Source organism: Streptomyces sp. NPDC006879, assembly GCF_042869595.1.
Classification (GTDB): domain Bacteria; phylum Actinomycetota; class Actinomycetes; order Streptomycetales; family Streptomycetaceae; genus Streptomyces.
In genome coordinates, this window is record NZ_JBIAGC010000030.1 from 1 (window position 1) to 19,906 (window position 19,906).

The window sequence follows — 19,906 nt, forward strand, 5'->3', positions numbered from 1 at the left end:
TGAGCAGGGCGTCCAGGTCATTCGTCACAGATCGATCTTGGACGCCCTGTCTGCGTTCCCAAACGCACCGTCAGCATTCGGAATGACTCGTCTAGACCTCTCCGGGCGTCGCGCACCACCTGTACACCACCCACGCCCGCGTCACCTCGCGCGGTGCCCGAGGTAACGCGTCAGAAGGTCCGCGAAGCGCGGCAAGCCGGCTTTCGCAAGTCGGGCGACGGCGTCGTCGATCGTGACCGGCGGGTTGCGCTTCTCTTCGGCGAGCCAGACCACCGTCTCCGCCACCTCATGCGGCGACCTGCCAGCATCTCTTCGCCGACAGGATCCAAGCGGTGGTCGGGTTTCGAAGAGCGTGTGCAAGGCCGCAGCGAAGCGGTGCGCCTCCCCTTCGGCTCGCGGGCCGTGGGAACCTGCTCTGGGAAGGGCACTCGGGTCCAGACGGGTGGCTGTACACGCCGCAGACGGCAGACGCCCCGTTCAAGCTTGTTCGAGGCGCGGCACTCCAGGCGAATCGATATCTGTGCCCGCGGTCTAAGGATTTAACGGACCCCGCGATGAGACTTTTTACCACCGCGCACAGGGTGGATGAATTTCACACACAAGCCGCCGCAGCATGCTACTGTCGATCTCGGTTGCAGTTTTGGTACCCAGAATCTTCGAGCGTCTCCAGTCGGCCTCCGCGCCGCTGAAGAGCGCTCTCTATTCCCCGGCCATTCTCCGGGCGGGGCATCATCGCGGCGACGCGGTCTCCGCATGGTGCGGATTCCGCTGTACTGCCCCAAGGAGATATGACATGGCTACTGGCACCGTGAAGTGGTTCAACGCGGCAAAGGGATTCGGCTTCATCGAGCAGGACGGTGACGGCGCCGACGTGTTCGCCCACTTCTCGAACATCGCAGCCGAAGGCTTCCGTGAGCTGCTCGAAGGCCAGAAGGTGGCCTTCGACATCGTGCAGGGCCAGAAAGGCCCGACGGCCGAGAACATCGTTCCCGCCTGACGCTGACGCGCATTTTGTAGCTGGGGCCCGCATCCCTCGGGGTGCGGGCCCCAGCTGCACGCATTCCCCGCGGGACGCAGGATTTCATGTGGCGCCCTCTTCGTAGTCGCACCCCTCGACCGCCGTCCTGGATTTCACATCCGCCGGACGTCGCCTATTTCAACGCCTGGGCCTGTACGGATTTCCCGTAGCCCAAATGCACTTTCGCATTCCATTCGGCCCGGTCTCGTAATTCCCAGCGCTGGTTCTCCGCAGCGGGAGTTCCTTGATGCGTGCCGCACCAAGGAAGGTTCTGAATGAACTCCGCACGTAGGAACGAGCGCTCCTCTCGCACCCGCAGCCGCACCGGCGACCCCATTTTCGGCAAGGGCGGCGCTGGTTCGCCTAGGGGCAGCCGCTTCGGCTCGTCCGCGCCGGGCCATTCCGCAAGCCCGAGCCGCTCGGGCGGGCACGGCCGCCGGCCCGCCGCGGTACAGGGCGAGTTCGCCCCGCCGAAGACGATCACCCCGGCGCTGCCCGCGGTCGACGCCTTCTCCGATCTGGGCATGCCCGGGGAGCTGCTGGCCGCCCTCGGCGCGGAGGGCGTGACCGTGCCATTCCCGATCCAGGGCGCCACCCTGCCCAACACCCTGGCCGGCCGCGACGTCCTTGGCCGCGGCCGTACCGGCTCCGGCAAGACCCTCGCCTTCGGTCTCGCCCTGCTGGCGCGCACCGCCGGGCAGCGCGCCGAGCCCCACCAGCCGCTCGCTCTCGTACTCGTCCCCACCCGCGAGCTGGCCCAGCAGGTGACCGACGCCCTCACCCCGTACGCCCGCTCCGTGAAACTGCGTCTGAACACGGTCGTCGGCGGCATGTCGATCGGCAAGCAGGCCGGCGCGCTGCGCGCGGGCGCGGAGGTCGTCGTAGCCACGCCAGGCCGGTTGAAGGACCTCATCGACCGCGGTGACTGCCGGCTGAACCAGGTCGCGATCACTGTCCTCGACGAAGCCGACCAGATGGCCGACATGGGCTTCATGCCTCAGGTCACCGCCCTGCTCGACCAGGTACGCCCAGAAGGCCAGCGGATGCTTTTCTCCGCCACCCTGGACCGCAACGTCGACCTGCTGGTGCGCCGCTACCTGACCGACCCGGTCGTGCACTCCGTCGACCCGTCCGCCGGCGCGGTGACGACAATGGAGCACCACGTGCTGCACGTCCACTCCGCCGACAAGCAGCGCATGACGACGCAGATCGCAGCGCGAGAGGGCCGGGTCATGATGTTCCTGGACACCAAGCACGCCGTCGACCGCCTGACCGAGCACCTGCTCAGCAGCGGAGTACGGGCCGCTGCGCTGCACGGCGGGAAGTCCCAGCCCCAGCGCACCCGGACCCTCACCCAGTTCAAGACCGGTCACGTCACCGTGCTGGTCGCCACGAACGTGGCGGCGCGCGGCATCCACGTCGACAACCTCGACCTCGTCGTGAACATCGACCCGCCGACCGATCACAAGGACTACCTTCACCGCGGCGGCCGTACCGCGCGCGCCGGCGAGTCCGGCAGCGTCGTCACCCTGGTCACCGCGAACCAGCGCCGCGACATGACCCGTCTGATGGCCACCGCCGGGATCACCCCGCAGACCACCCGGGTCCGCCCGGGCGAAGAGGCACTACACCGCATCACCGGCGCCCAGGACCCGTCCGGGATCCCGGTCACCATCACCGCACCCGTGACCGAGCGGCCCCGGCGCAGCAGCGCCTCCCGCGGCCGACGCAAGCCCCGCCCGGCTGCCCGGCGCGTCAACGGGCGGCGGTCCTCCTTCGACGCGGCGGCCTGAGGGCCACTTGATCAGGTCCTTGACGTACGGCAGCCCTGCCGCGTGCGCTTCCTGCCGGGCCCGCAGGCCGTCGTTGAAGACCACGCGGGCGCACCCGAACGCCCCGGCCAGCGCGCGGCGCTGGCCGGGTTCGGGATAGACGCGCAAGTGGTAGCGGAGCTGCACAGCCGCGCCCGTTTCCCGTTCGACCTAACCAAGGGCGGCGTCCTGGAATCGGTGAAGGGTGTCAAGCCCGAGCCGGTCACCGGCGAGTCCCTGACCATCGGCCGCCGCATCTACCCCGCCAAGCAGGTCGGCCAGATCGTCACCCGCCAGGACCGACGCGACTTCAGCACCGGCGAAGTTCTCCGGGCCATCGCGCGGCTCGGCTTCACCTGCCGCGTCCGGCCCAGGGCCACCGCGCCGACGCACCCCCTCGGCCCGCTCCAGCAGGCGTCCGCAATGCTCGGCGTTCCGGCGACATTCTGACCGCCTGAGCGGTGGGCGCGGCACTGGCCGAGTAGCGAGGAGGGCCCGATACGTCCCGCCCGTCTCCGGGATCCCCACCGGTCCCCTGAAGGGTGCGGACCATGTGCAAGTGCAGATGTGTCGGCGGACCCTCCCGGCGGCCGTCCCACCCCCGCCAGCGGTCGCGCCCCTGGCGAGTAGGGCACTCCACATCTCGCCGCGAGAGGCGCGCCGGGCGAGGGCAGTCGCTCGGCCGAGACGATGGGCCACGCCGGAAGTAGTAGTCGAAGCACTGCGCATCGGCGCCACACCGAACCCCCGCGTCCGGCTGCCGCCACGCCCATGGGCCTGACCAGCAGCGATGACCGCCCTGCATACCTAAGACCACCACGGGCAGCTAGCTCAGTCCGAGGCACACGAAAATCTATCCTGGCCGAAGTAGACATTGAGCGGTGGCGTGGGTATGGTTTCTCTCGTAGCCCAGAGAGACCGAAGGGCCCGGCAGAGACGAACTGCCGGGCAGCAGTACAGGCAGTCGCAGTTCGCAAGTCGGTGCGGTGGTGGAGTTCCGAAGCCAGAGCGGTTGCAGGACGGCGACGGGACTGACGGCCGGACCGGGTGGCCCGCAGTCATCAGGGGCCGCCAGGAGCAGTACCGCAGTTGAAGTAGTGGCAGTACCAGCAGTGCAGTCAGTGAGCGGTACCTCGGTAAAGGCGTCGGCTGCGGGCGCGCGTACCGGGAAGTTCGGCAGTGGGGTTCCAAGCCAGAGCAGTTGCAGGATGGGCAACGGGGCTGGCTGCCGAAGAGTGGCGCTGTGACAGGCCACCAGCAGTTGGTCAATGAGGAAGAACGGAGGAGCCAGGCGCCATCAGGATCGCCCGGGCCGAAGGCTGAGCCCGGGTACCGCAGGACATCGATAGTGAGGTGGTCTCCGGTCAAGCAACCGCGATCCCCGCACTCCCGGCAGCAAGTCGGCCGGAGCGGCGGAAACAGGAGGTCGGCGCAGTATCAGGGCCGACAGATGGTGTAGTAGTTCCTTCGGGGCCCTGGTGCCGTACGGCACCAGGGCCCCTCGATGCGTTCCATGAGAGAGGTGCAATGACCGCAGACGACTCGTTCGGCCGCCTTGACGACGACGACTACCCCGCCTACACGATGGGCCGGGCCGCCGCCATGCTCGGCACCACCCAGGGCTTCCTGCGTGCCATCGGCGAGGCCCGCCTGATCACCCCGCTGCGGTCCGAGGGCGGACATCGTCGTTACTCCCGCTACCAACTGCGCATCGCGGCACGCGCCCGGGAACTCGTCGACCAAGGCACCCCCATCGAGGCTGCCTGCCGCATCATCATCCTCGAAGACCAGCTCGAGGAAGCCCAGCGCATCAACGCCGAATACCGCAAGGCCGCAGGATCCCCGAACCCTAAGACCGCCACCTGAAGCGAACTGAGACCCTCAACCCCCTCGGGAACGTGCGGTCTGCGCGCAAGGGCTGAAAGAGCAGCCGGGACGGCACCCCGGCCGAACCTTCTCGCAGTTCAGGGGCGATGAGCGGGCCCAAGCGCCGGATGGTTCCAAGCTCATGGGGCGGGTTCGGTTTCCGTCATCCGCTCCACGACGAAGCCCCAGGTCAGCGACCTGGGGCTTGTTTGTTGCTGAATCCTTCCGCGGTCCTTCGTGACGCGTCACTTCGATGCCACTACCCGCTCTGAGGCCCCCGCAGCCTTGAAGATCCGATCCAGGTGGTGGCGGAGCACCGCGATCGCCGTCTCCGGAGTCCGCTGGCCCACGAGGATGCTGGTACCCATGGTCGCCGCCATCGCGAGCAGGCTGATCGCCTCCGTGCGCGCGTCGGCGTCCGGGTCGGCCAGGCCGGCCCCCTGCGCCTGCTCCAGGAGTTTGGTCATGGCGTTCTCCGCGGCGTCGGGGTTGTCGATGAAGGGCTGGGCGGCGAGCGCCTCATCGGTCACCGACAGGATCGCGTAGGAGCTGTACAGCAGGTGGAACGTGCGGCTCTCCTCGTCGGTAGGCAGCGAGGCCAGCAGCAGCGCCTCCACCATGGCGCGCGGGCCCGGGTCGGGGCCGGCCGCGGCCAAGCGGGCACCCGCCCTCGCGGTGAAGCGGTCGGTCAGGTGCCCGAGGCCGTAGAAGAGCAGCTTCTCTTTGGTCTCGAAGTAGTACTGCACGAGTCGGAGCGAGACACCGGCCTCCGCGGCCACGTCGCGCATGCCGACGGCATGCAGCCCCCGCCGCCCCGCGACCCGGATGAGCGCCTCGGCGATCTGGGCGCGCCGCTCCTCGTGATCCACACGCTTCGGCATGTTCCCGCATCTCCGCCCGTCGACAGTGGGTTCGCACTCCGCCACCCGCCCCCTTCATGGTACCGATGTACCACATTGGTGGTACGGTCGTACCACGAAGAACGGATCTTCACCGGAGGTGCCGCCGTGCCCGAGAACACCACCCGCGTACGCCGCGACGTCGGCCGCTACGTCAACGACGCCCTGCGCGACCGCTACTTCGCCGCCGCCGACGTCCTCTACGCGATGGGGGCACCCGCCCGCTCCGAGATGGACGTGGAGACGAGCTTCGGCACCACCCACGTCTACCGGTACGGGCCCTCTGACCCGGCCGCTGACTCCCGGACGCCGATCGTCCTGATCCACGGTGCCGGATACAGCTCGGCGATGTGGTACCCCAACACACCTGGGCTCAGCCTCGACCGCCCCGTCTACGCCCTCGACACCCCCGGCGACGCGGGCCGCAGCGTCCACCGCGAGCCCATGTGGCAGCCCGAGCGCGCCGCGCAGTGGATGGACGAGGCCCTCGACGCGCTCGGCCTCGGCCGGGTCCACCTCGTCGGATCCTCCTACGGCGGCTGGCTCGTGCTCAACCAGGCCCACCGGCGGCCCGGACGGCTCGCCTCGGTCACCGCGCTCGACCCCGGCGGCCTGGAGAAGGTCGGCCTGCGCTTCTTCGCCTGGGTCTTCGTGAGCCTGTTCGCCACCTTCGCCCCGAAGGCGCTCCGTCCCCGGCTCGCCAAATGGCTGGACCAGCCGGTCATCGCCGTCCCCGAGATGCGCAAGTGGATCCACCTCGGCGCCCGCGCGTACCGGATCCGCCGCCCCGCACCGCTGCCGCTGGCCGAGGACGCGCTGCGATCCATCCGGACCCCGCTCTACCTCATCATGGGCAAGCACAGCCTGCTCGTACACCCCAAGCGACAGCTGGAGCGTGTTCCGCGCCTCGTCCCCGGAGCGCGCGCCGAGATCATCACTGCAACGGGCCACGGCCCGCAGATCGACCACCCCGACGTGGTCAACACCCGGATGCTGTCCTTCATGGAAGACGTCGACTCCCTCGACCCTGCTGCGGTCGGCGGCGCGTAGGACGACGGCAGGGGAAAGGAGCGCCGGCGGCGCCCACTGCGCGCCAGCGAGAACGATGAAGAACAGTCAACACGGGGTGCGCACAACCAGCCAGGACAGGTCAGCTGTCTGACATTCCAGCAGGTAGGGGGCGTACACACGGCCAAGTTCCGGGTGATTCCCAAGCCTACGGCGCGGGTTCGGTTCCCGCCATCCGCTCCACGACGAAGCCCCAGGTCAGCGACCTGGGGCTTCCTCATGGAGGTCAAGCAGGTCGGCAGCCACCGCGGAGGAGGGTGCGGCACGCCTCGCATGCCGTGCCGCCCGTCAATCGGAGGCGGTGAACTGGCCGGTGCCCACCACCTTGAGGAGCGCGAGGCGTTCGGCGGTGTCGCTACCGACGGGCGGGGTGTACAGGACCACGCGCTGGTCTCCCTCCGGGGCGAGCAGGACCTGGCAGTCCAGTTCGACCCGGCCGACCAGAGGGTGGAGTACGCGCATGCGAGAGGCCCGGCGTACGGAGACCTCGTGTAGTTCCCACAGGGCGGTGAACTCCTCACCGGTCGCCTTCAGCCGCTCCACGAGGCGGGTCGCGGCCGGGTCTGCGGTCCGTCGGCCCACTGTCGCCCGCAGGTCCGCGACGTGCAGCCGGCTGTAGTACTGGTGTTCCTCCGGCGGGTACGCGGTGCGCTGGGCCGGGTCGGCGAACCAGCGCCAGACCACGTTGCGGCCGTGCTCGGACACCGTGCACACGCCGCCGAGGAGGGCCTCGGCCATCGCGTTCTGGGCCAAGACGTCACCGAGGTCACTGAGTACCTGGACCGGCGTGACGGGCATCTGGTCCAGCAGGTGCAATAGGCCCGGGCTGACGTGGTCGCCCGAGGTGCGGGGGGCGGGCGGGCGTCGGCCGGCCAGCAGGTGGAGGTGGTCGCGTTCGTCGTCGGACAGGCGCAGGGCGCGGGCCAGGGCGGCGAGCATCTCCGGCGAGGGCTGCGGTCCGCGGGCCTGTTCGAGGCGGATGTAGTAGTCCGCCGACATGCCCGCAAGCTGGGCGACCTCCTCGCGGCGCAGGCCCGGCGTGCGCCGCCGCGGACCGACGGGCAGTCCCACGTCCTGGGGCCGTACCCGGTCACGCGAGCGGCGCAGGAAGTCGGCGACTGCCTCACGGTCGATCTTCATATGGTCATCCTGTCGGACGGACAGGGCCCCCACCAGGGACTGCCGATCCCAGGGCAGGCAGGTCTCTCCCGGCCGTTGCCGGACGGCGGCACTGTGGGCCCGACCGGAGCACGAACGCCCCGGCCGACACCGCGGATCAGGAGCACTCCATGGCCATCGTCAACGTCAACGGCGCACAGGTCCACTACGAGAAGACCGGCTCGGGCCCCGCCCTGGTCCTCGTTCATGGCACCGGATCAGCTGGCGCCGCCCTCAACTGGGGGCAGACCACACCCCGGTTCACCCCGGACCACACGGTGATCGCTCCCGATCTGTCCGGCACCGACGCGACCGTCGACGACGGCGCCCCGCTGACCGCCGAGGGCCTCGCCGCCCAGGTCATCGCCGTCATCGAGGACGCGGCGGACGGCCCGGTCGACCTGCTGGGCTTCTCGATGGGCTCCACCGTCGCCGCCACCGTGACCGCCCAGCGCCCCGACCTGGTGCGACGGCTGGTCCTCGTCGCCGGCTGGGCCCACACCGACAAAGACACGTACCTGCGCAGTCTGTTCACCCTCTGGCAGGACCTCGGCGCCTCCAACAACCCCGCCGCCTTCGGCCGCGCGGTGGCGATGACCGGATTCAGCCGCGGATTCCTCAACTCCATCGGCCCCGAAGCGTTCGAGACCCTCGTCTCCAACATTCCGCCCACCGCGGGCACCCTGCGGCACGTGGACTACGACCTGCGGGTGGACATCCGGCCCATGCTGCCCCGCATCGAGACCCCCACTCTCGTGATCGCGGGCACCCAGGACATCACCGTCCCGATCGAGCACTGCCGGGCCCTGCACGCCGCGATCGCGGGCAGCTCGTACGCCGAGGTGGACGCGGGCCACGTCATGTTCTTCGAGCAGGAGGACGCCTTCGTCAAGCTCGTGACCGACTTCATCGAGAGCCCCACGACGGCCGGCGACTGAGCGCGGCCTGACACCATGACGGGTCAGCCGACGCACCGGGCGGGGCTCGCGTCCGGATGGTCCAGGAGGCCGGGCGCCATCGTCGCAGTCACCGGCGAATCACCGCCCCCGGCACGCGGTGGCGAGGGCGGACGCCTGCTCCCCGACCCGACGTCGTCATACGTCCTCGTGGGTCAGGCGTGCTCGTCCGACGGCCGCCGGACAGGCTGGACCGACCAGCTCGGCGGCTCGTCGCCGCCTGCGTCCTCGTCCCGCTCCGCGTCGGCGGCCGTCGCATGGATCTTGCCCGACGCGTGGTGGACCGGCGCGTAGACGGCGTAGAGCCGCAGGGGCTCGTCACCGATGTTGGTGACGTTGTGCCAGGTGCCTGCGGGTACGAAGATCGCCCAGCCGTCCTCGACCTCCCGGTCGAAGTCGAGTTGGCCCTTGGTGCTGCCCATCTGGACTCGGCCCCGGCCGGCGTCGAGTCGGAGGAACTGGTCAGTCTCCGGGTGCGCCTCCAAGCCGATGTCCTCGCCCACCGGGATCGACATGAGGGTCAGCTGAAGGTACTTCCCGGACCAGGCGACCGTGCGATGGTTGGTGTTCCCGAGCGTCGCCTCCTCAAGGTCGAAGCTCTGAGGTGCCGGCCCGATGTCCTTGATGGTCATGCTTGTCTCCCGGTCAACGAAGGTGGTACGCGGTACTCGGTCGCGGTCTTGCGTCAGCCCACCTCAACGATCTCAGAGCCATGGGCTCTTCTGGCCTTAAGCGCGCGAGCCTAAGGGCTGCCGAACGAACGCGATCCGCTGTGGTCGCCCGGTGCGTACGGATCGGTGCCGAAGTTGACCTCGGACCACCCGCGGCCGGACCGAGGAGCGTTCCCGAGCCGTTTCACCGCTGGCCAAGGACGAGCTGCGGTCTTGCTGGTGCCCCCCCCAAGCCGCAGTTGTAGCGCGTACCGCGCCTCCCTCCCGGAGCCCAGGTCAAAGACCTTGGCCCGCGCCATCGTCCGGACTCCTCACTCCTTGCCGCACCCTCCGGCGGCGGGTCGGGCCAGGTGGAGGAGCTTGTCGGGGTTGCGGATGACCCGTATCTCGGTGATCCGGCCGTTCTCGACTTCTGCGCAGCTGACGCTGTCCGGCCGGCCAACCGTAGTGATCAGCAGACCCGGCCGACCATTGACGTCGATGGCCACAAAGCGCGGGTCCTCCATCGGCTGGGCGAGCACGGCTGCGAGGAACCGGGCCACGTTCTCGGCGCCGTGCAGCGGGCGCAGGGCCGCCTTGACCTTTCCGCCGCCGTCGCTCCATACGGTGACGTCCGGAGCAAGAAGTTCCAGCATGCGGTTCAGATCGCCCCCGAGACACGCGGCCAGAAACTCGTCGTTGACCTCGCGCCTCACCTCATCCGAGGCCGTATAACGCGGCTGACGTCCGCGGACGTGCGACTTGGCCCGGGAGCCGACCTGGCGCACCGAGGCCTCGGTGCGGTCGAGCGTCTCGGCGATCTCCCGATACGAGAAGGCGAACACCTCCTTGAGTACGAAGACCGCCCGCTCCAGCGGCGAGAGGCTTTCCAGGACCACCAAAATCGCGAGCGAGACCGACTCGGCCACCTCCGCGCCCCCGGTGGCGTCCGGCACGGTGACCAGCGGCTCGGGGAGCCAGGGGCCGACGTACTGCTCCCGCCTGACGGACGCCGACTTCAAGCGGTTGAGCGCAAGATTGGTGACCGTGCGGGCCAGGTAGCCGCGCGGATTGTCAATCTGACCGGACACCTGGCTACAGCGGAGCCAGGTGTCCTGCACCATGTCCTCGGCGTCCGCGACGCTTCCGAGCATCTGGTAGGCGATGCCGAAGAGCATCCGGCGGTGCTGTTCGAACACGGCGACTTCAATCACGCACGAGACGGTACCTCGCAGGCCTCGGAGAATCCCTGGCTGGTCAGGCCGAAGGCGCTGTTGATCCGGGAACGCCAGTTCTCCAGGGCGACGACGGCGGTGAGTTCCACGAAGGCGGCCTCCCCCAGCCGCCCCAGCAACGCTGCGGCGAGCCCGTCGGTGACACTGGGCTCGGTCTCGGTCATGGCCTCCGAGTACTCCATGATCTGGAGCTCCAACTCGGTGAAGGCCTCTCGGTGGTCCCGCCACTGCGGTACCTGGGAGATCTTGTCGCTCGACAGGCCGAGCTCGTCACCCTCCCAGTGGCCGAAGTCCATGCACCAGGAGCAGTTGATCCGGGCCGCGGCGGCCATCACGGCGAGATGCCTCAAGGCAGGGTCGAGCGCGTTCCACTTGGCCACGGAGCGCTCCAGCTTGACGTACGTGAGCAGGACCTTGCGGTTGTGGCCGATCGCGAGCCCGGGATCGAGCACCTTGCCGTACATCCGCCGCGAGTACCAGGAGCCGAAGCGGTTCAGCAGGGTGCGAGGCGGGGTGAGCGAGATTCGGGCGGTCATGGGGCCTCCAGGTTCCGGGGTCCGGCAGGTTCCGGGCTTGTGCGGATGCTTCTGGAGGTAGGACAGAGCAGCTCCCAGGACCGTGACATCAAAGACTCGTCTACGTGCGAGACCCCCACGGGGGTCTCAGGGGACGAGGTCGGCTCAAGAAGCGTACGCAGGGAGAGCCGGCCCGAACGCGTGACCTGCGCGGTGGGGACGCGTTCTCAGGACATGCGAAAGATCATCACCTGTGGCCTGTTGGCCGCCGCGGCGCTCTCCGCCGCCACGCCCGCCTTCGCCGCCGACGACGACACCAACTTCGGCGGTGGGGTCAACGCGGCGAACAACTGGAACTTCACCACCGCCGACGTGTGCACGCAGGAGGTCGCCGTGGTGCCGGCCCTGAGCGACTGGAGCAGCAGCCCCCAGAACACCTGCGCCAACGGCAACGTCATCGACCACTCGGACAGCGGGCAGCAGCAAGGCAGCTGACGTACGCCCGCGGGGCCGTGCCGCGGACGTGCACGACAAAGCCCCGGGCCCCGGCCCGGGGCTGAGTCGTCGACGGACGCACCCCCATTACGCTGTGTGCCCACTGTGGAACTTTCCGCGATGTGAGGAGTGGTCATGATGGAGATGCCGGCGCGGGTGAAGGAACTGCTGGACTCTCGGGTGTTCGCGGTCGTGAGCACCCTCCAGCCCGACGGCAGCCCGCAGCAGTCCGTCGTGTGGGTGCTGCGAGACGGCGACGACCTGCTGTTCTCCACCACCCAGGACCGGCAGAAGACCCGGAACATGGCCCGGGACCCGCGGGTGGCCGTCCTCGTCAACCCCGCCGACAACCCCTACACCTACGTCGAGTTTCGAGGCGAGGTCACGGTGACCACCGAGGGAGGGCAGGAGCTGATCGACAAGCTGTCCCAGAAGTACACCGGGAAGGAATACCGCGAGTTCAACCCGGACTCGACGAGCGACGGCACGCGCGTAGTGGTGCGACTGACCCCTCGGAAGGTCGTCGGCAACATCTGACGGGCATGCAGCCGGTACGGCCCGTCAAAGGAGAACTTCTCGCCCACCCGGTTGGGCGAGAACCGACTCGACCGCGGACCGGCGCTCCACACCGGCCCGGGTCGACCGGGCCTTGGGCGGCGTGTACTCCGTGACGTCCACGGCGAGTTCGGCTGCTCTACCAGCTGGACGGCACGACCTGACGACCGCTCACCCGCCACGGCTCTCAGCGAGGGTGTGCGCCACCAAGGCGTTGGCATGGCCGTGTCCGAGACCGTACTCGGACTTGAGCCAGGACACGAGCTCCATGTGCCCGGTCAGCGGAGACGAACGGATCAGACCCTTCCACTGGGAGATCGGACGGCCGTGCTTCTGCTCGATGGAAGGGAAGTAGCTGGCGGGGCCCTTTGCCGCGTCGGTCATGGCATGTATCCGTTTCCTGTTGAATCGGTCTTGGCCTGGCAGTGGTGCACGTCGAGAACGCCGGACGGCGCTACTCGTGGTTCCTTCGGACGTTCAGACGGGCCGTCACCGCGGTCAACGCCAGCAGGCCGAGGCCCGCACCAGCCGTGAAGGCCATCACCGAGGCGGCACTGGCCGTGAAGCCGACAAGGACGGCCACGGGCATCAGGCGAGAGGCGCGAGCCCAACGACGGTGGCCCCGGGCGGCGAGTGGGCGGGCCAGGACCACGAACGCGGCACACAGGGCGAGGTAGCCGATCATCCCGGCGAGCATGTGCGCCGCCCCGTGGCCGCTGATCACCGTGGTGTCCGCGGAGCCTTCGGGGAACCCCGCCCCCGCGTCGGCCGGGAAGAGCGCGGCAGCCCAGAACGAAGCGCCGAAGAGGCCGACCAGGAGCGGGCCCCCGGTTCCGCCCGGGCCACCGCGCAGCACCTTCCGCAGCCCGGCCGCACCCGCGAGCAACAGCGCTCCGGTGAGCAGGAAGTTCACCGTCTGGATCCAGCCCGACTCGCCGAGGGCGAGTTGACTGATCGCGTTGCGGCTGAAGTCGAAGCCGTCCCGCGCCAGGCCCTGGGCGAGTCCGACCGCCAGGAACAGCGGGCCCGCCACGACGGCGCCGATGGTGGTCCGCCGCGCCGCAGTTCGCGGCGGGGGTGCGACGGAGACGAACTCGCCGGGCGCGGTGAGCGTGTGGGTCATGGCGGTGCCTTCCTTGCGTCGAGTTCGGTGTTCGTATGACCGACGGCAAGGGGCCAAGTCATCGCTCACGACAGTGTGTGCTGCATCACATGTCTCCACCTGTGTGCGAGCGACTCCACCGAACCCGCCCTGCGGGTGCTGCGGTTCAGCCCGGGCGCTGTTCCGTTGGCCCGCAGGGTCGATGTCACCGCAACAGGCGCCGCGCGGGGCGCGACGAACCGCTTGGAGGGTGGCCGGCGACCACCCCGGACGTCAGGACGGCCGCACGGTATCGGGTCCTTGCGGCCCCGAAAGACGCAGGCGCTTGAGGGCGAGGGCGTTGACTGCGACGATCACGCTGGATCCGGACATGGACAGCGCGGCGATCTCCGGGCGGAGAACCAGGCCGGTGACAGGTTCGAAGACGCCTGCGGCCACGGGCAGGGCGATGGCGTTGTAGCCGATGGCCCAGCCGAGGTTCTGTCGCATCTTGCGCAGGGTGCCGCGGCCGATACGCAGGGCGGTGGGGACGTCGAGCGGGTCGGAGCGCATCAGTACGAGGTCGGCGGTCTCGATGGCGACGTCGGTACCGGCGCCGATGGCGATCCCGAGATCGGCCTGCGCGAGGGCCGGGGCGTCGTTGACACCGTCGCCGACCATGGCGACCTTGCGACCGCCGCGCTGGAGCTCAGCGATGGTGGCCGCCTTGTCGCCCGGCAGGACCTCGGCGATGACGGTGTCGATGCCCAGGCGCCGCGCGATCCGTTCGGCGGTGGCCCGGTTGTCACCGGTGAGCATGACGACCTCGATGCTGAGGGCGTGCAGTTCACGCACGGCGGCCGAGGAGGTCTCCCGTGGTGCGTCGGCGATGCCGATGAGGGCCGCGGCCTGGCCGTCGATGGTGGCGATGACGACGGTGCGCCCGGTGGCCGCGAGTTCGCCCCGGCGGGCGGCCAACGGTCCGAGATCCACGCCTTCGCGTTCGACCAGCCGGCGGTTGCCCACGGCCACCCGGTGTCCGTCCACCACCGCGGTCGCCCCGTGGCCGGGCACGTTCTCGAAGTGGCGGGCCTGAGCCGGCTCCACCCCGCGCGACTCGGCATGACGTACGACGGCCTCGGCGAGCGGGTGCTCGGATTCCCGCTCGATCGCCGCTACCAGGCGCAGGACTTCGGCCTCTTCGCGGCCCGGTGCGGTGATCACCTCGGTGACCTCGGGTTCGCCCCGAGTGAGGGTGCCGGTCTTGTCCATCACCACGGTCTGGATTCCGGCGGACGCCTCCAAGGCCATGGCGTTCTTGAAGAGGACGCCCCTCTTGGCTCCCAGCCCCGTACCGACCATGATCGCGGTGGGGGTGGCCAACCCCAGCGCGTCCGGGCAGGTGATGACGACCACCGTGATGGCGAACAGCATCGCGGTGCTGAACGGCCGATCGGTGGCCAGCAGCCAGACGGCGAGCGTGAGTGCGCCACCGGCGAGGGCGACGAGGACCAGCCAGAACGCGGCCCGGTCGGCGAGCCGCTGTCCCGGGGCCTTGGAGTTCTGGGCTTCCTGGACCAGCTGGACGATCTGGGCCAGCGCGGTGTCCGCACCCACCTTGGTCGCCCGTACCCGCAGGGTGCCGTTGGCATTGAGGGTGGCGCCGACCACGGTGGAGCCCGGGGCTTTGTGCACCGGCAAGCTCTCCCCCGTCACGGTCGACTCGTCGACCTCGCTCTCGCCCGCCTCCACGACACCGTCCGCCGCGATCTTCGTCCCGGGGCGGACGAGTAGCAGGTCACCGACGGCCACCTCGGCGGTGGCGACGTCGACCGGTTCGCCGTCCTTGAGGACCACGGCCCTGGGCGGCGCAAGGTCCAACAGGGTGCGGATCGCGTCATTGGCGCCGCCTCGGGCCCGCATCTCGAACCAGTGGCCAAGCAGGACGAAGGACGCCAGCACGGTGGCGGCCTCATAGAAGACGTCCCCGCCACCGGTGAGCGTGATGACCAGCGAGTACAGCCAGCCCGCGCCGACGCCTACGGCCACCAGCACCATCATGTCCAGCGTCCGGGCGCGCAGTGCCCGCACGGCGCCGGCGAAGAAGATCGAGCACGAGTAGAGGATCACGGGCAGGCTCAGCAGGAGCGCCCACACGTCCTGCCGGAGCCCGAACGGCACGGGCGCGTGCCAGCCGAAGACCTCCTCACCGATCGGGGACCAGATCACGATCGGAACGGAGAAGATCACCGCCACGAGGAAGCGGTTGCGCATATCGGCCACCATGGCCGCCATCGACATCCCCGGGTGCCCGCCGTGGCCGTCCGCCGCGTCTGGCGCCGTACCGCGCTCCGGCCCGCGCCCCTGGTGTACGGGGGGCACGGCCTCGGCTGTTCCCGCGGCTCCGGGCGGGTCCGGCTCGTCCAGCGGGTCGCAGATATGGGCGGGCACCGACTGGCCGGCGCAGTGGTAGCCGCACTCGGTCACCCAGCTGCGCAGTTCACGCAGCGAGGTCCGCCGCGGGTCGAAGACGACCGTGGCCGACTGGGCCACCGGGTTGACCTCGACGTCCAGTACACCCGGGCGGCGGCCCAGCACGGCGGCCACGGTGTTCTGCTGGCTGGCGCGGACCATGCCCCGCACGTCCAGCACCGCGGTACTGCGTTCCTTGCCGGCATCGCCCGGCTGGGGATCGCACATGCCCGCTCCCCTCTGGGGTCTTCCGTGGCCCGACTCGGCCAGGGCTCTTTCCCGTGGCCTGTTTGCAGCCTGTGGCCGTTGCCGCGGTGCCGCAACGGCAGAGCAGCCGCCGGAGACCTACTCGCGCCAGTGATCTGGGTCACGGTGCGTCACAGCTTCCGCTCGCCCGGTGTCTTGAGGCCGAACACCTGAGAGGGATCTGAGAGGGAGGAAACACCATGGCTGGACACACCGAGGTGGTCGTGATGGGCGGCGGATACGCCGGGGTCATGGCCGCCAACCGCTTGACACAGCGCGCCGACGTGACCGCGACCTTGATCAACTCTCGTTCGGTCTTCGTCCCGCGCCTGCGCCTGCACCAGCTGGTGGGCGGGTCCCACGAAGCGGTCGTCGACTACCGCCAGATCCTGGCCAACGGCGTTCGGCTGCTCGTCGACACCGTGACGCAGATCGACGCGGCGAAGCACCGCCTGACCCTGACGCGAGGCGGCTCGGTCCCCTACGACCACCTCGTGTACGCGGCGGGTAGCGGCAGCGGAGGGCTGGACGTCCCGGGGGCGGCCGAGTTCGCCTACCCGGTCGCCACCCTGGAGGCTGCGCAGCGGCTGCGGTCGGCCCTGGACGCCGCACCGGCTTCGGCGGCGCTGACGGTCGTCGGAGCCGGCGCGACCGGGATGGAGACGGCCGCGGAGCTGGCCGAGGGCGGCCGACGGGTGACCTTGGTCACCGGAGGGATGCTCGGTCCCTACCTGCACCCTCGCGCCCGACGAACGGCTTCCCGGAAACTCGCCCGGCTCGGGGTGAGGGTGCTCGACGGACCCGACACGAAGGTCAAGGCGGTCACGGACCGGGCCGTACACCTCTGCGACGGTCGCGAACTACCCGGCGAGATCACCGTCTGGACCGCGGGCTTCGCCGTGCCGGATCTGGCCGCGCGCAGCGGACTGAGCACCGACCCGGTGGGGCGCCTGCTCACGGACGAGACGCTGACCAGCATCGACGACGAGCACATCGTCGCCGCCGGCGACTCCGCGGCGCCATCGAACCTGCCGTTCCGGATGAGTGCCTACGCCGCAGGATGCCTGGGAGCACACGCCGCCGACACGGTGCTGGGCCGCATCGCGGGAGAGCGACCGAATCCCGTCAACCTGTCCTTCCCCGCCATGTGCATCAGCCTGGGCCGTCGCTCCGCCGTCTTCCAGCTCGCACGGAAGGACGACACCGCGACGAGGCTGTACGTCGGCGGCTGGGCCGGTGCCAAACTCAAGGAACTCTCCTGCCAGTTCAGCGTCAAGCACCTGGTGGAGGAGGCCCACAAGCCCGGTTCGCACACCTGGCCCAAGGGCGGGCATCGCCAACAGCTGCTCCGGGCCGCTGGCGCCAACTCGTCGGCCGCGACCAGGCGGACAGCCTGACCGGGGGGCGCGAGAAGAGGAGACGAGCGTTGACCGACCACACCCCGGACGCGGCGACCGAAGTCTTCGTCGCCCACCGGAACCTGCTCTTCACCGTCGCCTACGAAATGCTCGGCTCGGCGGCCGACGCCGAGGACGTCCTCCAGGAGACGTGGCTGCGCTGGATCAGAGCAGACCTCTCTCATGTGCGTGACCAGCGGGCGTACCTGGTGCGGATCACGAGCCGGCAGGCGCTGAACCGGTTGCGCACCATGAAGCGACGCCGCGAGGCGTATGTCGGCCAGTGGCTGCCCGAGCCGCTGCTCACCACTCCGGACGTGGCCGAAGACGCCGAGCTCGCCGAGAGCATGTCGATGGCGATGATGCTCGTTCTGGAGAGCCTGTCGCCGACCGAGCGGGCGGTGTTCGTCCTGCGTGAGGTCTTCGAGGTCGACTACGACGAGATCGCCGAGGCCGTCGGCAAGAGCCCCGGCGCCGTCAGGCAGATCGCACACCGCGCTCGCCAGCACATCGGCGCCCGCCGCCCCCGTAGGGCAGCGTCCCCGCGGGAAGCCCGGGCGGCAGTTGAGTCGTTCCGGCGCGCCCTGGAGACCGGGAACCCTCAGGACCTCCTCGATGTGCTCGCACCCGACGTCGTCCTGCTCAGTGACGGCGGCGGCATCAAGCGTGCCGCGCTCCGACCCGTCGTCGGCGCCGAGAAGATCGTCCGCTTCTATCTCGGCGGCTCCGCCAAGGCCGCCGCCACCATCGCCTGCGAGCCAACCGTGATCAACGGTGGCCCGGCGCTGGCTGTGCTCGTCGACGGCGAGTTCGACGGCGTGATGGCCGTCCACGTCGAGGACGGCCGGATCACCGGCCTCTACTTCGTCCGCAATCCCGAGAAACTGACCCATCTCAGCGCCCAAACCCCACTCACCCTGCGTTGACAACGGCGAGCAACGCCTGCGCCCCACCCAAGGGCGGCCGGGGTACGGGGGCGGAGGTCCAAACCGGCGCTGATCCGGCAAGCGCCCAGGAAGGCGCCCCACGGGCCGTCCCCCACACCGCGGCGGGCGCACGAGGACAGCCACGGCGCCTCGCCGCGTCGTCGAATCACCCGAGCGCACCCGGTATGAAGGCGCCCCTCCGCCTCGCGGCGCACCGCAAGGACGCCGCGCCCTGACCCACCGGGTGGTCCGGGACAGCCCTTAGCTTTGTGCCATGGAGATCACCATTCACACCACGGCGCTCCCGCAGGACGACCCGGACGCCGCACTGGCCTTCTACCGCGATGGCCTCGGATTCGAAGTCCGAAGTGACGTCGGTGAGGGCAGGATGCGCTGGATCACGGTCGGCCCGGTCGGACAGCCCGGCACCTCGATCCTGCTGGCGCCGCCGGCCGCCGACCCCGGGATCACCAAGGACGAGCGGCGCACCATCATCGAGATGATGGCCAAGGGCACTTACGGATGGATCCTGCTGGCCACCCCCGACCTCGATGGCACCTTCAAGAAGTTGCGGGCCCAGGGCGCCGAGGTCGTCCAGGAACCGACCGCGCAGCCGTACGGGGTTCGAGACTGCGCCTTCCGCGATCCCGCGGGGAACCTGGTCCGCTTCCAGGAAGTCCGCTGACCCCGCCGCACCGCCCGGTGGGCGCGACGTGACGACGGCGGCTCAACGCCGGCGTCCTGCGGTGAGGGGCCCTGGCGCGGGGAGGGACGGTGTCCGCAACGATCAGGAATCGAGAAGCGCCGGGAGCCCCTGAGTCACTAGCGTGACAGCCATGAACCCCATCGACTCCCTCACCCTTGAAGTGGCCGACCCCAGGGCCGCCAAACGCTTCTACACCGCCTTCGGCGTGGGCAGCCGAGTACGCCTGCGGGCCTCTGGGGCTCCGTCGGCTGGCTTCCGCGGGTTCGCGGTGTCGCTCACGGTATCCCAGCCCGCGGATGTCAACGGCTTCCTCGGTGCCGCCCTCGACGCCGGGGCCACGTCGTTGAAGCCCGCCTCCAAGTCCTTTTGGGGGTTCGGCGGCGTGGTGCAGGCCCCGGACGGGACGATCTGGAAGGTCGCGACCTCGGCGAGGAAGGACTCCGCGAGGGCCACCGGGCGGATCGACCGGCTCGTGGTGCTGCTGGGAGCCGCGGACGTGGCGGAGAGCAGGCAGTTCTACGTCGAGCACGGCCTCACCGTGGCCCGGAGCTTCGGACGCAAGTACGTCGAGTTCGAGGCTCCGGCGGACTCCGTCACGCTGGCGCTGTACGGGCGTCGCGCCCTCGCCAAGGACCTCGGCGTCTTCGTCGAGGGCGCCGGGTCGCACCGGCTCGTACTGGGCGGTGTCGCCGGATCGTGCACCGACCCGGACGGCTTCGCCTGGGAGACCGTGTCGATGGCCGCCGCGTCCTGATCGGGCCGCCGCGCGGCGTCGGATGCGGCGCGCCGCAAGGCGGCGGGGTGTTCCCGCGATGGAGTCGTCGGCAGTACCGGTGTGGCGGGGTGTCCCGC

General features: G+C 69.7%; 21 protein-coding genes and 1 pseudogene. 12 read left to right on the forward strand and 10 right to left on the reverse strand.

Annotation, left to right across the window (positions count from 1 at the left end):
* Nucleotides 1-141 precede the first annotated feature (141 nt).
* The gene (locus ACFYMC_RS20880) at nucleotides 142-285 is read right to left on the reverse strand and encodes a hypothetical protein (RefSeq protein WP_388527338.1); all 144 of its coding nucleotides are present in this window, start codon (nucleotides 283-285) and stop codon (nucleotides 142-144) included.
* A 508-nt stretch (nucleotides 286-793) separates the two neighbouring features.
* Between ACFYMC_RS20880 and ACFYMC_RS20885 the strand changes: the two genes are divergently transcribed.
* Complete coding sequence (locus tag ACFYMC_RS20885) at nucleotides 794-997, forward strand: cold-shock protein (protein WP_388527341.1); 204 nt, start codon at nucleotides 794-796, stop codon at nucleotides 995-997.
* 296 nt (nucleotides 998-1,293) lie between these two features.
* Nucleotides 1,294-2,811: a DEAD/DEAH box helicase gene (locus tag ACFYMC_RS20890; protein WP_388527343.1), complete on the forward strand. Its 1,518-nt coding sequence runs from the start codon at nucleotides 1,294-1,296 to the stop codon at nucleotides 2,809-2,811.
* A gap of 21 nt (nucleotides 2,812-2,832) precedes the next feature.
* On the opposite strand, the pseudogene ACFYMC_RS20895 reads toward ACFYMC_RS20890, so the two are convergent.
* Nucleotides 2,833-2,976 (reverse strand): annotated as a pseudogene (locus tag ACFYMC_RS20895) (helix-turn-helix domain-containing protein); the annotation flags it as partial.
* On the opposite strand from ACFYMC_RS20895, the gene ACFYMC_RS20900 reads away from it, so the two are divergent.
* Nucleotides 2,971-3,279 (forward strand): SCO5918 family protein, encoded by a 309-nt coding sequence (locus tag ACFYMC_RS20900; protein ID WP_388527530.1) that lies wholly within the window; start codon nucleotides 2,971-2,973, stop codon nucleotides 3,277-3,279. The pseudogene ACFYMC_RS20895 and the gene ACFYMC_RS20900 sit on opposite strands and share 6 nt — an antisense overlap.
* A 1,077-nt stretch (nucleotides 3,280-4,356) precedes the next feature.
* Nucleotides 4,357-4,695, forward strand: a complete 339-nt coding sequence (locus ACFYMC_RS20905) for a MerR family transcriptional regulator (protein WP_388527346.1) — start codon at nucleotides 4,357-4,359, stop codon at nucleotides 4,693-4,695.
* Nucleotides 4,696-4,940: 245 nt separating this feature from the next.
* Here ACFYMC_RS20905 and ACFYMC_RS20910 read toward each other — a convergent pair whose 3' ends face one another.
* A complete protein-coding gene (locus ACFYMC_RS20910; RefSeq protein ID WP_388527349.1) occupies nucleotides 4,941-5,576 on the reverse strand; it encodes a TetR/AcrR family transcriptional regulator in 636 nt (211 codons plus the stop codon).
* Between the two features lie 126 nt (nucleotides 5,577-5,702).
* Here ACFYMC_RS20910 and ACFYMC_RS20915 point away from each other — a divergent pair, with 126 nt between their 5' ends.
* Nucleotides 5,703-6,644, forward strand: coding sequence for an alpha/beta fold hydrolase (locus tag ACFYMC_RS20915; RefSeq protein ID WP_388527352.1), 942 nt, complete (start codon nucleotides 5,703-5,705; stop codon nucleotides 6,642-6,644).
* A 306-nt stretch (nucleotides 6,645-6,950) separates the two neighbouring features.
* On the opposite strand, the gene ACFYMC_RS20920 is transcribed toward ACFYMC_RS20915, so the two are convergent.
* Nucleotides 6,951-7,802: a helix-turn-helix transcriptional regulator gene (locus tag ACFYMC_RS20920; protein WP_388527354.1), complete on the reverse strand. Its 852-nt coding sequence runs from the start codon at nucleotides 7,800-7,802 to the stop codon at nucleotides 6,951-6,953.
* A 149-nt stretch (nucleotides 7,803-7,951) separates the two neighbouring features.
* Here ACFYMC_RS20920 and ACFYMC_RS20925 point away from each other — a divergent pair, with 149 nt between their 5' ends.
* Nucleotides 7,952-8,758 carry an alpha/beta fold hydrolase gene (locus tag ACFYMC_RS20925; protein WP_388527357.1) on the forward strand — a complete coding sequence of 269 codons (807 nt, stop codon included), beginning with the start codon at nucleotides 7,952-7,954 and terminating at the stop codon, nucleotides 8,756-8,758.
* Nucleotides 8,759-8,931: 173 nt separating this feature from the next.
* On the opposite strand, the gene ACFYMC_RS20930 is transcribed toward ACFYMC_RS20925, so the two are convergent.
* The 3 genes from ACFYMC_RS20930 to ACFYMC_RS20940 all read right to left on the reverse strand — a co-directional run bounded on the left by ACFYMC_RS20930 (nucleotide 8,932) and on the right by ACFYMC_RS20940 (nucleotide 11,197).
* A complete protein-coding gene (locus tag ACFYMC_RS20930; protein ID WP_388527360.1) occupies nucleotides 8,932-9,408 on the reverse strand; it encodes a cupin domain-containing protein in 477 nt (158 codons plus the stop codon).
* Between the two features lie 350 nt (nucleotides 9,409-9,758).
* Nucleotides 9,759-10,640 (reverse strand): RNA polymerase sigma-70 factor, encoded by an 882-nt coding sequence (locus ACFYMC_RS20935; RefSeq protein WP_388527363.1) that lies wholly within the window; start codon nucleotides 10,638-10,640, stop codon nucleotides 9,759-9,761.
* Nucleotides 10,637-11,197 carry a carboxymuconolactone decarboxylase family protein gene (locus ACFYMC_RS20940; protein WP_388527366.1) on the reverse strand — a complete coding sequence of 187 codons (561 nt, stop codon included), beginning with the start codon at nucleotides 11,195-11,197 and terminating at the stop codon, nucleotides 10,637-10,639. Before ACFYMC_RS20940 ends, ACFYMC_RS20935 begins: the two co-directional genes overlap by 4 nt.
* Nucleotides 11,198-11,410: 213 nt before the next feature.
* Between ACFYMC_RS20940 and ACFYMC_RS20945 the strand changes: the two genes are divergently transcribed.
* Both ACFYMC_RS20945 and ACFYMC_RS20950 read left to right on the forward strand, forming a co-directional pair.
* Nucleotides 11,411-11,671: a hypothetical protein gene (locus ACFYMC_RS20945; RefSeq protein WP_388527368.1), complete on the forward strand. Its 261-nt coding sequence runs from the start codon at nucleotides 11,411-11,413 to the stop codon at nucleotides 11,669-11,671.
* 135 nt (nucleotides 11,672-11,806) lie between these two features.
* Nucleotides 11,807-12,208: a PPOX class F420-dependent oxidoreductase gene (locus ACFYMC_RS20950; protein WP_388527370.1), complete on the forward strand. Its 402-nt coding sequence runs from the start codon at nucleotides 11,807-11,809 to the stop codon at nucleotides 12,206-12,208.
* A 189-nt stretch (nucleotides 12,209-12,397) separates the two neighbouring features.
* Here ACFYMC_RS20950 and ACFYMC_RS20955 read toward each other — a convergent pair whose 3' ends face one another.
* The 3 genes from ACFYMC_RS20955 to ACFYMC_RS20965 form a co-directional block, all read right to left on the reverse strand.
* Entirely contained in the window at nucleotides 12,398-12,610 is a 213-nt protein-coding gene (locus ACFYMC_RS20955) for a DUF4287 domain-containing protein (RefSeq protein WP_388527373.1), read from the reverse strand.
* 70 nt (nucleotides 12,611-12,680) lie between these two features.
* Nucleotides 12,681-13,349, reverse strand: coding sequence for a DUF998 domain-containing protein (locus ACFYMC_RS20960; RefSeq protein ID WP_388527375.1), 669 nt, complete (start codon nucleotides 13,347-13,349; stop codon nucleotides 12,681-12,683).
* Nucleotides 13,350-13,601: 252 nt separating this feature from the next.
* Nucleotides 13,602-16,007 carry a heavy metal translocating P-type ATPase gene (locus ACFYMC_RS20965; RefSeq protein WP_388527378.1) on the reverse strand — a complete coding sequence of 802 codons (2,406 nt, stop codon included), beginning with the start codon at nucleotides 16,005-16,007 and terminating at the stop codon, nucleotides 13,602-13,604.
* Between the two features lie 218 nt (nucleotides 16,008-16,225).
* Here ACFYMC_RS20965 and ACFYMC_RS20970 point away from each other — a divergent pair, with 218 nt between their 5' ends.
* The 4 genes from ACFYMC_RS20970 to ACFYMC_RS20985 all read left to right on the forward strand — a co-directional run bounded on the left by ACFYMC_RS20970 (nucleotide 16,226) and on the right by ACFYMC_RS20985 (nucleotide 19,808).
* Nucleotides 16,226-17,422 (forward strand): NAD(P)/FAD-dependent oxidoreductase, encoded by a 1,197-nt coding sequence (locus tag ACFYMC_RS20970; RefSeq protein ID WP_388527381.1) that lies wholly within the window; start codon nucleotides 16,226-16,228, stop codon nucleotides 17,420-17,422.
* Nucleotides 17,423-17,451: 29 nt separating this feature from the next.
* The gene (locus tag ACFYMC_RS20975; RefSeq protein ID WP_388527383.1) at nucleotides 17,452-18,348 is read left to right on the forward strand and encodes an RNA polymerase sigma-70 factor; all 897 of its coding nucleotides are present in this window, start codon (nucleotides 17,452-17,454) and stop codon (nucleotides 18,346-18,348) included.
* A gap of 274 nt (nucleotides 18,349-18,622) precedes the next feature.
* Nucleotides 18,623-19,033 carry a VOC family protein gene (locus tag ACFYMC_RS20980; protein WP_388527385.1) on the forward strand — a complete coding sequence of 137 codons (411 nt, stop codon included), beginning with the start codon at nucleotides 18,623-18,625 and terminating at the stop codon, nucleotides 19,031-19,033.
* Nucleotides 19,034-19,184: 151 nt separating this feature from the next.
* Nucleotides 19,185-19,808 carry a glyoxalase gene (locus tag ACFYMC_RS20985; RefSeq protein WP_388527388.1) on the forward strand — a complete coding sequence of 208 codons (624 nt, stop codon included), beginning with the start codon at nucleotides 19,185-19,187 and terminating at the stop codon, nucleotides 19,806-19,808.
* The last annotated feature ends 98 nt before the right edge of the window (nucleotides 19,809-19,906 follow it).

Excerpts from the sequence above, each read along its gene's own strand:
- ACFYMC_RS20925 (WP_388527357.1), top strand. The coding sequence starts at position 7,952 with ATGGCCATCGTCAACGTCAACGGCGCACAGGTCCACTACGAGAAGACC.
- ACFYMC_RS20905 (WP_388527346.1), top strand. The coding sequence starts at position 4,357 with ATGACCGCAGACGACTCGTTCGGCCGCCTTGACGACGACGACTACCCC.
- ACFYMC_RS20965 (WP_388527378.1), bottom strand. The coding sequence starts at position 16,007 with ATGTGCGATCCCCAGCCGGGCGATGCCGGCAAGGAACGCAGTACCGCG.
- ACFYMC_RS20945 (WP_388527368.1), top strand. The coding sequence starts at position 11,411 with ATGCGAAAGATCATCACCTGTGGCCTGTTGGCCGCCGCGGCGCTCTCC.
- ACFYMC_RS20885 (WP_388527341.1), top strand. The coding sequence starts at position 794 with ATGGCTACTGGCACCGTGAAGTGGTTCAACGCGGCAAAGGGATTCGGC.
- ACFYMC_RS20920 (WP_388527354.1), bottom strand. The coding sequence starts at position 7,802 with ATGAAGATCGACCGTGAGGCAGTCGCCGACTTCCTGCGCCGCTCGCGT.
- ACFYMC_RS20960 (WP_388527375.1), bottom strand. The coding sequence starts at position 13,349 with ATGACCCACACGCTCACCGCGCCCGGCGAGTTCGTCTCCGTCGCACCC.
- ACFYMC_RS20930 (WP_388527360.1), bottom strand. The coding sequence starts at position 9,408 with ATGACCATCAAGGACATCGGGCCGGCACCTCAGAGCTTCGACCTTGAG.
- ACFYMC_RS20970 (WP_388527381.1), top strand. The coding sequence starts at position 16,226 with ATGGCTGGACACACCGAGGTGGTCGTGATGGGCGGCGGATACGCCGGG.
- ACFYMC_RS20980 (WP_388527385.1), top strand. The coding sequence starts at position 18,623 with ATGGAGATCACCATTCACACCACGGCGCTCCCGCAGGACGACCCGGAC.
- ACFYMC_RS20985 (WP_388527388.1), top strand. The coding sequence starts at position 19,185 with ATGAACCCCATCGACTCCCTCACCCTTGAAGTGGCCGACCCCAGGGCC.
- ACFYMC_RS20955 (WP_388527373.1), bottom strand. The coding sequence starts at position 12,610 with ATGACCGACGCGGCAAAGGGCCCCGCCAGCTACTTCCCTTCCATCGAG.
- ACFYMC_RS20890 (WP_388527343.1), top strand. The coding sequence starts at position 1,294 with ATGAACTCCGCACGTAGGAACGAGCGCTCCTCTCGCACCCGCAGCCGC.
- ACFYMC_RS20940 (WP_388527366.1), bottom strand. The coding sequence starts at position 11,197 with ATGACCGCCCGAATCTCGCTCACCCCGCCTCGCACCCTGCTGAACCGC.
- ACFYMC_RS20950 (WP_388527370.1), top strand. The coding sequence starts at position 11,807 with ATGATGGAGATGCCGGCGCGGGTGAAGGAACTGCTGGACTCTCGGGTG.
- ACFYMC_RS20910 (WP_388527349.1), bottom strand. The coding sequence starts at position 5,576 with ATGCCGAAGCGTGTGGATCACGAGGAGCGGCGCGCCCAGATCGCCGAG.